The organism is Clostridium sp. MT-14 (genome assembly GCF_042436595.1).
In the GTDB taxonomy this organism is placed as follows: domain Bacteria; phylum Bacillota; class Clostridia; order Clostridiales; family Clostridiaceae; genus Clostridium_B; species Clostridium_B aromativorans.
This window is the reverse complement of the sequence record NZ_JBHMIY010000001.1, coordinates 116,422-130,664: the sequence shown is the minus strand read 5'-3', so window position 1 is coordinate 130,664 and position 14,243 is coordinate 116,422. Positions and strand designations below refer to the sequence as shown.

Sequence of the window (14,243 nt, the reverse complement as noted above, 5' to 3'; positions counted from 1 at the left end):
AAACATCTCCTAAGATTCAATAATTATCAAATGATAATTAAGTATATCTATCATAATAGACTAAAATAGCTTATAAGTCAATAGTAATATAAGATAATAAACATTATCAATTGATAAAGAAAATCGTTTTTAAAGTACAGCTATGTAATTCAATCCATCTATTTATTATATAGAGAAAATAATTAAATGTGATTATCTAGAAAACCTGATATTTTTAAAATATTTATGTATGAGAATCTTTATATTTCAAATAATAAGTTAAAGAAGATATACTTTCTACCCTAAAATTGAAGAAAATGGAATGATAAAAACAAAGGTGGAGAGAATTTCATGGGGACTCTAGACTCTATGAATATTATACATATCTATCTATAAATAATAAAGGAGGATGACAAGTTTTATGGTTAAGAATATGAAGACTATGGATGGAAATCAAGCTGCAGCCTATGCTTCTTATGCATTTACTGAGGTAGCTGCTATATATCCCATTACTCCATCTACTCCAATGGCCGAAGGTGTGGATGAATGGTCTGCCCATGGGAAAAAGAATATTTTCGGTCAGACTGTAAAAGTAGCTGAAATGCAATCAGAGGCAGGAGCAGCAGGGGCAGTGCATGGATCACTAGCAGCAGGGGCATTGACTACTACTTATACTGCATCTCAGGGGCTTCTGCTGATGATACCAAACATGTACAAAATAGCAGGAGAGCATTTGCCGGGAGTATTTCAGGTGAGCGCCAGAGCAGTTGCTACCCACGCACTTTCAATTTTTGGGGATCATCAGGATGTAATGGCCTGCAGACAGACGGGTTTTGCTCTTCTGGCATCTTCTAATGTTCAGGAAGCAATGGACCTGGGATTTGTTGCACATCTGAGTGCAATAGAGTCTAAAGTGCCATTTTTACATTTTTTTGATGGATTTAGAACCTCTCATGAATACCAGAAAATAGAGGTCATGGACTATGATGATATTAAACCATTGGTAGATTATGAGGCAATACAGGAATTTAGGGATAGGGCCTTAAATCCAGAACATCCAACAATTAAGGGAACTGCGCAAAATCCAGATATATATTTTCAGAGCAGAGAGGTTTCCAATAAATTTTATGAAAGAGTTCCTGAGATAGTAGAGAGCTATATGGAAGAAATAAATAAGATAACTGGGAGAAAATATAGACCTTTTGAGTATTATGGGCATAAAAATGCCAAATGTGTAATTGTGGCCATGGGATCCGTATGTGATACCATTGATGAAACTGTAGATTATTTAATTAAAGAGGGTAAAGAAGTCGGGTGTATAAAGGTGCACCTTTACAGGCCTTTTTCAAAAGAGCATTTTTTAAAGGTACTTCCCTCTACTGTTAGAAAAATCTCAGTTTTAGACAGGACCAAAGAACCGGGCTCTGTGGGGGAGCCTCTGTATCTGGATATATGCAAGATATTTTATGGAAGACAAAATGCACCTGCAATATTTGGTGGAAGATATGGGCTTGGTTCTAAGGATACCACCCCTTCCCAGATATTGTCTGTATTTGAAAACATGAGGGAAAGTGAGCCAAAAGAAAGGTTTACTATAGGCATAGTAGATGATGTTACCAATACTTCATTAAAAAATTATGGTACAATAGAAACCACTCCTGAGGGAACTATAAGCTGCAAATTCTGGGGACTTGGTTCTGACGGTACTGTGGGAGCCAATAAATCTGCCGTAAAGATCATAGGTGATAATACGGATCTTTATGCTCAGGCCTATTTTTCCTATGACAGCAAGAAATCTGGTGGAACTACGGTATCTCATTTGAGATTTGGGAAAAAGCCTATTAAATCACCTTACCTTGTGAATAGCGCGGATTATATAGCCTGTCACAATAGGTCTTTTATAAATAATTATGATATACTAAAAGGCTTGAAGAAAGGCGGGACTTTTGTATTAAACTGTCCCTGGAGTCAAGAGGAGTTGGATGAAAAACTTCCCCCATCCATGAAAAAATATATTTCTCAGAATAATATAAAATTTTATATTGTGGATGCAGTTAAGATTGCCAGAGAAATAGGCCTTGGCGGCAGAATAAATATGGTGATGCAGGCAGTGTTTTTTAAGCTGGCCAATGTTATACCAATAGGTAATGCCATTAGATATTTGAAGGAATCCATAGAGAAAACCTATGGACGTAAGGGGAAAAATATAGTTGAGATGAATGACAGAGCTGTGGATAGAGGACTGGAGGCTGTTGTAAAGGTAAATGTTCCTGAAAAGTGGAAAGACGCTGTAGAGGAAATGGAGATAATAAGAGATGAACCAGATTTTGTGAGAAATATTCAAAGAACTATGGCGAAAAATGAAGGAGATGATTTGCCTGTAAGTGCTTTCATTAATATAGCTGATGGGGTTTACCCTGTTGGAACCACAGCTTATGAGAAGAGAGGTATAGCAGTGACCATACCGGAATGGCAGATTGACAAATGTATACAGTGTAATCAGTGTGCCTTTGTGTGTCCACATGCTACTATAAGGTCATTCCTTCTAGATGAGGATGAGATAGAAAATTCACCTGAAAGTTTTGAGAGTAAAAAAGCTGTGGGCAGGGGGCTGGAAAAATTTGATTTTCGCATACAGGTAAGTCCTATGGATTGCACTGGCTGTGGAAATTGTGCGGATGTATGTCCGGCACCGGGAAAAGCTCTTGTTATGAAACCACTGGAAGAGAAGATGGAAGTGGAATCGAAAAATTGGGATTATGCTATGAGTATAGTCCCAAAAGAGGATGTAATGAGCAGGAATACCTTAAAGGGAAGTCAGTTTATAAAACCGCTTCTTGAGTTTAATGGGGCCTGCCCTGGGTGCGGTGAGACTCCTTATGTAAGACTTATAACTCAGCTCTTTGGAGAAAGAATGATGATTGCAAATGCCACAGGCTGCTCATCTATATGGGGTGCAAGCGCACCATCTATGGCCTACACTAAGAATTTAAATGGAAAGGGTCCATCTTGGGGGAACTCACTGTTTGAAGACAATGCTGAATATGGCTATGGTATGTTTTTGGCTGTAAAGCAGATGAGAGATAAAATTAAACTTCTTATGACCTCCTATTTAAAAGACTGCAAGTATGATAATATCAGAGAGGCCTTTAGTGAGTGGCTAAACACGATGGAAGATGGAAGTTTATCTAAGGTTTCTTCAGATAAAGTAGTAGAATCCATTGAATCCTGTGATTATAAAAAAGATCCTGTACTGAGAGAAATAATGGATAAAAGGGATTATCTGGTAAAAAAGTCCCAGTGGATAATAGGCGGAGATGGGTGGGCCTATGATATAGGATTCGGAGGTGTAGATCATGTATTGGCTTCTGGAGAAGATGTAAATCTGTTTGTAATGGATACAGAGGTGTATTCTAATACAGGAGGACAGTCTTCAAAGGCGACTCAAACTGGTGCCGTGGCAAAGTTTGCAGCTTCGGGTAAAGTCCTTAAAAAGAAAGATCTAGGACTTATGGCAATGAGCTATGGGTATGTATATGTAGCGCAGATCTCCATGGGGGCAAATATGAATCATGCTCTAAAAGTTATAACAGAAGCTGAAAACTATAGAGGGCCTTCGCTGATAATAGCCTATGCACCATGCATAAACCACGGTATAAAAACTGGTATGGGAACCAGCATAGCTGAAGAAAAAAAAGCAGTGGAATCTGGATATTGGCATCTATATAGATTTAATCCTCTATTGAAACTTGAGAATAAAAATCCATTTATTTTAGATTCTAAACCACCTAAATTATCTTTCAGGGATTATATAGAGGGAGAAATAAGATTTTCATCTCTCAAAAATACATTCCCGGAAAGGGTGGATGAACTATTTAAGTTATCAGAAAAAAATGCTATGGATAGATATGACATATACAAGAAACTATCTCAAATACAATAACTAGGCTAAAAATTATGGATCGCTTTAAAAATAGCGATCCATAATTTTTAGCCTATAATATAACTATTTGTTATATATTTTTTTGAGATTTCATTTTTCATTACTGTCTACCCATTCTTTAGAATTCTCAGTCGCGTTTTCATCTGGAATAGGTACCTTGGAAAGCGGTTTGATCTTAGTAATGTTTGCCCATGAAGCAGTTTCGTGATTTTCTATGATTTTTTCTCTATGATTTTTTTTATTTTTTGACATAGTTTATATCACCTCAATTTTAGTATTTTCGAAAAACCACAATATATAAGTGAAAAGTTTTTCTAATATTACGGCTTTTAATTACAATTTTTAAAAATTTTATAAAATACTATAAGGTAATAAGGTAATATGTAAATTCAATTATCCTCCTAAGGTTATATCTTGATTATTATACCATTTTAGGGCTTTTATAAGATGCTCGGCTTTGAAATCCGGCCAATAATCATCTATTATATAAAAATCTGAATATACTGATTGAACAGGAAGAAAACCGCTGAGTCTCCTTCTGCCGCCCCATCGTATTATCAGATCCACTCTTGATATATCATGGGAATTTAGAGATGAAATAATGGAATGTCTATTTGTAGTTCGGGAATGCTGTGTTTTTCCCAAATCCCATTCCCACCCGTAATTTACCAGAAAATTAAGTTTCATTCCACCGCTGCCTAAATTTTTTCTAATGGTATAGGGTAGAAGAGCTTTTGGAAACATATTAGAATCGGTATTTCCCACTACCAGTAGGGAAACATCCTCTTTAGAAAGCATTTTTACAGCTTCTACACATGCTTCAGTAAAAGCCTTTCTCTGAATCAATGGTCTTTTGGTATTATCTGTAGTAAAACCGTAATAGGTTAATTCTTTTATTCCTAATCTTTCGCATAGTTTAAATAATTTCATACCAGGGGTTAGACCAAAAACATAACCTTTTTCTTTACTCAATTTATTTTTTACAGCCCATCGTCTGTTTCCATCTGGAATTATACCTATGTGATTTGGTAATTTCATATGCATATCCCCCTTCAATACTGTCTTAAATTATAGCCAATAACTTTGGTTAATATTCTAAAATATATAAAATAAATTGATTTTGAGTAAAAAAATTTGAAATCTATATTTGGTTAGTATTTTTTATTATTTTTTAGTTTATTTATTTTTAAGGCTATTGACATTTGTTCGATGAATTTTATATGGTTGTGTTCAAGGTTTAGTATTTTTTTGGCCTTTAGAATTCTATATCTTATTGTATTTTCATGTTGATGAAGTTTTAAAGAGGTTTTCTTGTAATCACCGTCATTTTCAAAATAAGTGTTTATGGTTTTTATCAGATCAGCATTGTAGTAATCGTCATATTTTTTTATTGGAATAAAAATTTCATTGTAAAAATCATTGAGATATATGGTATCTATTAGTGGATACAAGATTTTATAAACATTTAAATCTTTGTAATAAACTACATTACCGTCAATTATTTTTGCTATTTCAAATGAAGATATGCATTGCTTTATGCATAAATTAAAATCCTTAATATTGGAAAAAGAATTACTTATACCAATATAATAGGTATCTTTATAAGAATCAACCAAATTTTTTATATAGTTAACGGTTGAAATGAATTCGCTTATGATATTAAAATTTACAATGAGTATAGAACCTTTCTTATATCTTAAAAGTTCACATCTAGTCAAATTTTTTAAATTAGTCTTAATGAGGTGATTTTTGCCAGGAGTAAAATTATCTGTATTTATATATATAGATGCATAATTTTTTTTGAAATTACTATTTAAAAGCTTAGCTAAATAGATCACTTCATTTGTAGTTATATTTTTATTTAAAAGTTTTTCTAATCTCATCTCTGATATTACGTTAGATTGCTCGAGAAAGATCATTTCCGTTACAGTTTTTATTATTTCTGCATAAGGTATGTCAGCATCGATTAATATTATGGTGAAATTATTTCTATTAGACAATTCTATGATTTTGTCTGGCAGTTTCTTTATATATTCGTTTATTACAAACATACCGCAACTTTCGCTTTTTATACAAAAATCAATAAGTTTGAACATTTTATCCGTACTATTTTTAACTATATATAAACTACTTATGAATATATCACCTTGTTTTACAAGATTTTTATCATAGATATCATCTACAATAGGACAATCTGCGAAATTAACTCTTTTTATTTCATTTGAAATACCATTTTTGCCGGATACAATGACAGCACTTTTAAATAAATTCAATGATAGCAAGTCTTTAATTTGGATTGCCATTTATCTCCCTCCTATGTCTTACAGGGTTTTTGCTCCTGAACTTTTTGAAAGTTTTTATAAAATGTAAAAAATATTTGCATTATTATACAATGTTATAATGCAGTTTCCAGAATTGATATGTAATTTCCAAATCAATTATAGAAAACTAAAAAAAATAAATGGATATTTGTAATAATTATAATAAATTATATCATAATTAGTTATATAATTATGTAAATAAATATCAATAAAATAGTTGTATATTTATCGAATTGTTAATATTGGAGGAGTTTTAATGCGAAAATTGTTATATCAAGAAGTAGAGGATATACTGATTGGATGCACGATTTTAAGTACTGGAGGTGGTGGAGATTTAGATAAAGGAATTAAAACTGTAAAAAGGACATTTGATGAAGGAAGAGAATTTAAACTTTTAGCGTTTGAAGAAATTAGAGATGATTCTTATTACGTAAATCCTTATTACTGTGGTTCAGTTAAACCGAAAGATGAAATGAATAGTGAAAAAAACAATATGGAAACTATCCGTGCAGTGAAAAAACTTGAAGATTATATGGGAATAGAATTTGAAGGTATAGTTTCTATAGAATATGGAGGGGGTAACACAGGACAAGCTATGGCAACCGCTGCAATTATGAATAAATGTATAGTTGATTGTGATGCAGCCGGGAGAGCAGTACCTGAGCTTCAATTTTCCACATATTGCATTAAGAGCAAACCTATAAGTCCTTTTGCTATTGCAACTAAATATGGAGATTCTATAATTGTCACCAAAGTTCATGGAGATGAGAGAGCTGAAGCATTGTCCAGGGTTATGGCTGAGGTTACGGATAACGAAGTTGGAATGGCAGATCATCCTATAAATGGGATGGAACTTAAAAGATCTGTAGTTCCGCATGCTCTGAGCTATGCTGAAAAAGTTGGCAGGGCCAGAAGAGAAGCAGAAGAAAATGGTGTTGATCCAATAGAGAATATAATTAAAAATACTGGAGGGTATATGCTTTTTAAGGGAAAAGTGGAAAAGGGAACTACATTTCAAATAAAAGATGGGTTTACAATAGGGACGATATCTATAGGAGGACAAAATCAATTCCGGGGTGAAAAATTTAAGATATGGTATAAAAATGAAAATATGATTTCCTGGAAAAATAATGAAATATTTATTACTTGTCCAGATCTTATATGTGTTTTAGATGCTGAAAAAGGTTATCCAATAACAAATCCTAATTGCAGGGAGGGTGACCAAATAGCTGTTTTGGGGTTTAAATCACATGGGATATGGAGGAGCAAAGAGGGGATCTCACTTCTAAATCCCAGATTTTTTGGATTTGATGTGGACTATGTACCTATAGAAAAAAAAGTGGCTTCAAAATAATTTTGATATAAGGGGGCATTATCTTATGAAAAATAAAATTTGTTTTTTAGCTGTATTTATGATGATCTTGTCATTGTTTACTGGATGCGGCGGAAGCAGCAGTGATAGTGGTGGCAGTAGTGATGGAAATGATGTTGCCTATTATGCCTATAATAGTGAGCCGATACTCAATTGGGATCCAAGTGTTGAATTTTCCAATGGAGTTATTGTGTTAAACAATGTCTACGAAACACTTCTCAGATTTAATCCTACAACTAAAAAATACGATTATGTACTTGCAACAAGTTATAAAAAAAGCTCAGACGGACTTGTATGGACCTTTAAATTGAGAAAGGGTGTAAAATTTCACGATGGAACTACAATGACTGCAGATGCTGTTAAATATTCTATAGAGAGAACTCAGAAAAAAGAAGTGGGTGCTTCTTATATATGGGCTCCTGTGAAAGAAATAAAGGCTATAGATGATTATACTGTTCAATTTACCTTAAATTATGCAGCTCCACTTGACATGATAGCAAGTTGTCCTTATGCAGCTTTTATAATTTCACCTAAGGTTAAAGATAAACCTGATAATTGGCTGGAACAGGGCAATGAAGATGGGACGGGACCATACAAGCTTTCCAGCAATAAAATGGGAGATGAAGTGGTACTTTCTAAATTCAATGACTATTGGAAAGGATGGAATGGAAAGCATTTTTCTAAAGCTGTAATAAAGAAAACTTCTGAGACCTCATCTAGAAGGCAGATGGTGGAAAAGGGTGATGCTGATATAACAAACAATCTTCCTGCAGAAGATGTAAAAGCTCTTAAATCCTCACAAAATGTAAAAGTTGATATAGAGCCTTCATTTACAAATTTAGTAGCATTTTTTAATACTAAGAAAGCACCCCTGGATAATGAAAAAGTCAGGGAGGCATTAACTTATGCATTCCCATATGAAAATGCAGTTAAGTATGCGGCAGGAGGATTAGCAAAGCAATCTACAGGAGTTATACCGGTTGGAATGTGGGGGCATGGTGACAGCTTGACAAAGTATTCCTTAAACTTGGATAAAGCAAAATCTCTATTGAAAGAAGCTGGAATAAATGAAGGGCAGTTGAAGCTTTCACTTACTTATATGAGTGGAGATGAATCTGAAAAGAAAACAGCAGAGCTGTATAAAAGTGAACTTTCAAAAATTGGAGTGAACTTGGAGGTAAGGGCTATGCCTTGGGAAAGTCAATGGCAGCAAGCCAAAGGTACGGATATACAGAGCAGACAGGATATACTCATGATGTATTGGTGGCCTGATATTTCAAGTCCGTATTCATGGGCCTATAATCTATTTCACAGTGAAAAAAATCCTCTGTATAATTTAGCTTATTATTCAAATAGCCAGTATGATCAATTGGTTGATGATGGATATAAGATGTCAAGCACCAATATTGAAGAAGCAGAAAATAAATTTATAGACGCACAGAAAATTCTTCTTAAAGATAATCCAGCTGTATTTATCTACGACAAAGAAGATGCATGGATAACTAATTCTTCTTTAGGAGGATTTAAAGCAAATTCTGCTTATCCTCTAGTAGTGTTTTTCTATGACTGCTATAGAAAATAGTTTATCCAAGGATAACTAGGAGGTGAAGATTTGAAAAGTTATATATTAAAAAGAATTTTACTTGGAGTGGTGGTATTATTTGGAGTAATTCTCATAACCTTTTTTCTAACTAGGGTGATACCTTCAAATCCAGCTGCACAGTGGGCAGGTTCAAGAGCTACGCCTGCGCAGATACAGAAAGCAAGAATTGAATTGGGTTTAGATAAACCCATATATGTTCAATTTGAAAAATACGTAGTGGATCTGTTCCATGGTAATCTAGGAACATCGCTTAGGACTAAGCAACCTGTTTTAAAAGAGCTGGAAACTTATTTGCCTCCTACGATTGAACTTGTATTTTGGTCTACGATAATGGCAGTTTTGATTGGAATACCGCTTGGCTTGAATTCTGCAAGGAAAAAAGATCATGCACTTGATCATTTCTGTAGATTTTTCTCCGTAGGGGCTGTATCTCTACCTACCTTCTGGGTGGCATTGTTTTTACAATTGATATTTTATAGAAAATTGGGGATTTTGCCTTTAGGTGGGCAATTGGATACAAAAATGAACATCTTGTATAATGTGCCTCATAATACGGGATTATTGCTTTTAGACAGTTTGTTGTCAGGCCAAATACCTGTATTTTTAAATGCTGCCAAGCATATTATTCTACCGGCGGTAACTATAGCACTTTATCCCATGGGGCTTGTAGCGAGAATGACGAGATCTTCCCTTTTGGAAATATTGGAGGAAGATTATATAAAAGCAGCAAGATCCTATGGAATTAAGGAGAGGTTTATCATATGGAGATATGCCCTAAAAAATTCAATGGGAACTACAGTTACAGTATTGGCTTTGTCTATAGGATATACACTTACCAACACGTTTTTAGTAGAAGCTATTTTTAGCTGGCCAGGTATAGGAAATTATATATCCACAGCTGTTGTATCACTGGATTATCCCGCAATTATGGGGGTCACACTGTTTTCAGCCTGTGCATATATACTATTGAACCTTATAGCAGATATAATAATTTCATTCGATCCACGAGTCAGAGTATAGGGAGGATGGCAGAAGATGAATAGTATGCAGTTATCTAAAACAATAAAACCTAAAATCAAAAAATTAAGGGTTAATGTTTATTTACTTAAAAGAAATAAACTTACCAGAATTGCCTATTATGGAGTTTTAATTCTTCTTGTCATTGCATTTATACTTCCTATATTTGTACCGTCTATTCAAATTATTGCTCAAAATGCAGTTCCCCAGGACAAATTGATGGCACCTTCTCTAAAACATATTTTTGGAACAGATGAACTTGGAAGAGATGTATTTATAAGAATAATTGCAGGTGCAAATATCTCCTTAAAAACGGCTCTTTTGGCTGTTGGGATGGCTCTTGTTATAGGAATACCATTAGGTGCTGTAGCCGGATTTTTTGGGGGATTTGTAGATGAATTGATAATGAGATTTACAGATATATTTTTAGGATTTCCACCTTTGCTGCTTGCTATAGCTATTGCCGCATTTTTAGGACCTAATCTTCAAAATGCTATGATTGCCATAGCGTTGTCATGGTGGCCATGGTATACGAGAATAATGAGAGGTCAGGCAGTGTCTATAAAAGAGAGGCAATTTGTAAAGGCGGCGAAAGCTATAGGAGCTTCGCCTCATACTATTATTTTAAGCCATATAATCCCCAATTGTATAGCACCTATAATAGTTCAAGCTTCTATGGATATAGGAGGAGTTATTTTGACTATAGCCTCTTTGAGTTTTTTAGGACTGGGTGCGCAGCCTCCCATTCCTGAATGGGGATTGATGGTCAGTACAAGCAGAGATTATTTTTTGGATTCCTGGTGGTATAGTATATTCCCTGGATTGGCCATATTTATTACAGTTCTCATATTCAATCTGTTGGGTGATGGACTTAGAGAGATACTTGATCCTAAAACTAGAAAAAACTGATAAGTGAGGTGGTTATATGAGCAGTAAAGTGTATTTTCATATAAAAGATCTTAAAATTAATTTTAAGAGTTTTGAGGGAGAAAAGACTGTACTCAATATAGATGAAATTAGAATAGATAGAGGGAAGTCATATGGAATAATAGGAGAAAGCGGAACAGGGAAAACAGTACTAGCATTATCTATTCTGAAACTCCTTCAAATGCCTCCTGGCAGAGTGGTGAGAGGAGAGATATCTTTGGAGGGAGAAAATCTCTTAAATATGAGTCAGAAGCGTATGCAGAGTGAAATAAGAGGTAAAAAAATATCCATGATATTTCAGGATCCGATGTCTACTTTAAATCCGGTTTTTAACATTGGAGATCAGATAATAAAAGTAATAATGGAAAATCAAAATTTAAATAAAAGAGATGCATATTCAAAAGCGGTGGAAATGATCAATACTGTTAAACTCCCTGATGCTGAAAATATAATGAAAAAATATCCTCATGAATTAAGTGGAGGTCAGAGGCAAAGAGTTATAATTGCACTTGCGCTAAGCTGCGGAGCACAATTTATCATCGCGGATGAACCCACGAGAAACCTGGATGTAACAATACAGGCAGGTATTTTGAAACTTATTCGTGAACTACAAAAAAATCTAAAAGTAACAGTGTTTTTTATAGCAAATAATCCTGGACTTGTTTCTGCAACTTGTGATGATACTGCAATATTATACAGAGGAGAAATAGTTGAAAGGGGGAAAACTAGAGAAGTATTAAAAAATGCCAAACATCCCTATACGCAGATGCTTTTAAATGCCGTACCGAAGAATAGAAAAAATGAAATAGATTTAAACAAATTGGTATTTACAGAAGGAAATGCTGGAGATGATAGAAAAGGATGCTTATATTATGACCGATGTTTGAAAAGACAGGACAAGTGCAGAAAAAAGCAAGAATTATTACAACTTGGGGAAAATCACTTTGTAAAATGCTGTCTATACAAAGGAGATAATGATGATGAATGAAAAATTATTAGAGGTAAGAAATTTAAAAAAGTACTTTGAAATTGGTAAAAAGGGTCTTTTTTCTAAAACTAAATCCTATTTAAAAGCCGTTGATGATGTATCTTTTGATGTGAAAAAGGGAGAAACTCTTGGGCTTGTGGGAGAATCAGGCTGCGGAAAATCAACTTTGGTAAATACTATTTTAGATTTGATAACGCCGACTTTTGGAAGAGTTATTTTTGACGGGAAAGATTTATTTAGTCTGGGTAAAAAGGAATTGAGAAGTATAAGAAAGTACATACAAATTGTATTTCAGGATCCTTTTTGGTCTTTGAACCCTAGAATGTTGGTGAAAGATATCGTGGGAGAACCACTTAAAGTTCAGGAGAAAATAAATAACTTTGAAATTATGAAAAGAGTCGAAAAACTTCTTGAAATGGTTGGACTTCCAAAAGATGGTGCTTATAAATATCCTCATGAATTTAGTGGAGGTCAAAGACAGCGTATTGCGATAGCTAGGGCATTGGCACTTATGCCAAAACTCATTGTTCTCGATGAACCAACATCATCTATAGATGTATTTTCCCAGGCCCAAATTTTGGAATTGTTGGAAAGGCTTAAAAAAAAGTTCAATTTAACTTATATAATAATATCTCATGATTTAAGTGTTGTAAGCTATATGGCCGATAGGATTGCGATAATGTATCTTGGTAAAATTGTTGAATACGGGGATTCAGATACTGTGTTCAACCATCCAATGCATCCATATACCCAGGCTCTGTTTGCTGCTATACCGGATATAAATATGGAAAATATAGAAGATATGGTTACTTTAAAGGGAAATGTGCCAAGCTCAATAAATCCCCCAAAAGGATGCAGGTTTCATACTAGATGTATCTATGCAAAGGGTATATGCAGTATTGAAGAGCCTGAATTGATTATGTTGGAGGATGGGAGAAGGGTAGGGTGTCATATGATTCGGCAGTGACAAATTTATGATGTTAGAAAACATAATGGTTAAAATTTTATATGGAGGGTGTGATCTGATGAAATTATACGAGTTTGAATTACAAAAGGCAGCAGATAAATTGGTCAATGAAATACTCAAAGTCAAGGAAGGAGAAACTGTTTTGATAACAGCAGATACTTCTTCAAATGAAACTGTTGTAAATACCACAGCTTCAAGCATATATAGTGTAAAGGGAAAGCCTATGGTCATATGGACTGCAACTCCGGATGGAGTTGGAAAGGCAGCAGATCCAAAGCTTCCAGTTGAAGCTCTTGGAGCTGCACTGTCAAAAGCAGATGTGTGGATAGAATATAATGAGAAATGGCTTTTGTATTCTACACCCTTTGAGGTGGCATTTAAAAACAACAAAAAATTAAGATATATAAATCTTGTGGGAATGAATCCGGATATTATGATAAGAAATATAGGAAAAGTGAATATAAGAGTACTTGCGAAGTTTTTGAGAAAAGTAGCAGAGATGAATAGATCTGCCGCAGCTATGACAGCTGAAACGCCTCTTGGAACTCACCTTGAATTTCAACTAGATCCCACACATGTAGTAGCTTGTGATGCTGGAGAAGCTTATGAGCCTGGAATGTTCATGATGCCGGGGCAGATAAACGTGATTCCTAGATTTGGCACAATAAACGGTGTGCTGGTGTTTGACGGATCTCTTGTTCCGCCTTGCGGGCTTTTAAAAGAACCCATAAGGATGAAAATTGAGAACAGTACCATCGTTAAGATAGAAGGGGGTCATCAAGCTGATGAATTTAAGGAATGGCTGAAATCATTGAAGGATCCCAGTATGTATAAGCTTGCCCATATAGCGTATGGATTTGGACCAGGAGCAATGCTTACCGGGAATATAGTAGAGGACGAGAGGGTCTGGGGTGCTGTTGAATGGGGAATAGGATATGTGAGCAAAAGTGAGGCGCCTCCTTTTGGACAAAATGCTGTATCCCATTGTGATGGAATATGTCTTAATTCTTCTATATGGGTGGATAACGTAAAAATAATGGACAATGGTAGGATTATACATCCTGATCTTGTTAAATATGTAGATGAAATATTTAAAAAATGATATGGAGGAAGGTGGACTTTAATT

At 34.6% G+C, this 14,243-nt stretch carries 11 protein-coding genes; 8 read left to right on the top strand and 3 right to left on the bottom strand.

The features are described 5' to 3' along the window. The first annotated feature begins 400 nt into the window (after positions 1–400). On the top strand, positions 401–3,922 hold the full coding sequence (gene nifJ / locus ACFHWD_RS00590) for a pyruvate:ferredoxin (flavodoxin) oxidoreductase (RefSeq protein ID WP_378059820.1): 3,522 nt from the start codon (positions 401–403) through the stop codon (positions 3,920–3,922). A 90-nt stretch (positions 3,923–4,012) separates the two neighbouring features. On the opposite strand, the gene ACFHWD_RS00585 is transcribed toward nifJ, so the two are convergent. The 3 genes from ACFHWD_RS00585 to ACFHWD_RS00575 form a co-directional block, all read right to left on the bottom strand. After that, positions 4,013–4,174: a DUF3787 domain-containing protein gene (locus ACFHWD_RS00585; RefSeq protein ID WP_150358519.1), complete on the bottom strand. Its 162-nt coding sequence runs from the start codon at positions 4,172–4,174 to the stop codon at positions 4,013–4,015. 141 nt (positions 4,175–4,315) lie between these two features. After that, the gene (locus ACFHWD_RS00580) at positions 4,316–4,960 is read right to left on the bottom strand and encodes an undecaprenyl diphosphate synthase family protein (protein WP_150358520.1); all 645 of its coding nucleotides are present in this window, start codon (positions 4,958–4,960) and stop codon (positions 4,316–4,318) included. Positions 4,961–5,073: 113 nt separating this feature from the next. Further along, positions 5,074–6,225 carry a PucR family transcriptional regulator gene (locus ACFHWD_RS00575; protein WP_378059817.1) on the bottom strand — a complete coding sequence of 384 codons (1,152 nt, stop codon included), beginning with the start codon at positions 6,223–6,225 and terminating at the stop codon, positions 5,074–5,076. Between the two features lie 274 nt (positions 6,226–6,499). Between ACFHWD_RS00575 and ACFHWD_RS00570 the strand changes: the two genes are divergently transcribed. Genes ACFHWD_RS00570 through ACFHWD_RS00540 form a run of 7 tightly spaced genes read left to right on the top strand, consistent with a single transcriptional unit; the run spans position 6,500 to position 14,219 of the window. Beyond that, positions 6,500–7,597, top strand: coding sequence for a DUF917 domain-containing protein (locus ACFHWD_RS00570; RefSeq protein ID WP_179977915.1), 1,098 nt, complete (start codon positions 6,500–6,502; stop codon positions 7,595–7,597). Positions 7,598–7,622: 25 nt separating this feature from the next. Then, complete coding sequence (locus ACFHWD_RS00565; protein ID WP_179977914.1) at positions 7,623–9,197, top strand: ABC transporter substrate-binding protein; 1,575 nt, start codon at positions 7,623–7,625, stop codon at positions 9,195–9,197. 30 nt (positions 9,198–9,227) lie between these two features. Then, positions 9,228–10,238 carry an ABC transporter permease gene (locus ACFHWD_RS00560; RefSeq protein ID WP_150356939.1) on the top strand — a complete coding sequence of 337 codons (1,011 nt, stop codon included), beginning with the start codon at positions 9,228–9,230 and terminating at the stop codon, positions 10,236–10,238. Between the two features lie 15 nt (positions 10,239–10,253). After that, entirely contained in the window at positions 10,254–11,144 is an 891-nt protein-coding gene (gene nikC / locus ACFHWD_RS00555; RefSeq protein WP_179977913.1) for a nickel transporter permease, read from the top strand. A gap of 16 nt (positions 11,145–11,160) precedes the next feature. Next, positions 11,161–12,150, top strand: coding sequence for an ABC transporter ATP-binding protein (locus ACFHWD_RS00550; protein ID WP_378059814.1), 990 nt, complete (start codon positions 11,161–11,163; stop codon positions 12,148–12,150). Continuing rightward, positions 12,143–13,117 carry an ABC transporter ATP-binding protein gene (locus tag ACFHWD_RS00545; RefSeq protein WP_150356936.1) on the top strand — a complete coding sequence of 325 codons (975 nt, stop codon included), beginning with the start codon at positions 12,143–12,145 and terminating at the stop codon, positions 13,115–13,117. Before ACFHWD_RS00550 ends, ACFHWD_RS00545 begins: the two co-directional genes overlap by 8 nt. 58 nt (positions 13,118–13,175) lie before the next feature. Continuing rightward, on the top strand, positions 13,176–14,219 hold the full coding sequence (locus ACFHWD_RS00540; protein ID WP_378059812.1) for an aminopeptidase: 1,044 nt from the start codon (positions 13,176–13,178) through the stop codon (positions 14,217–14,219). Positions 14,220–14,243: the final 24 nt, after the last annotated feature.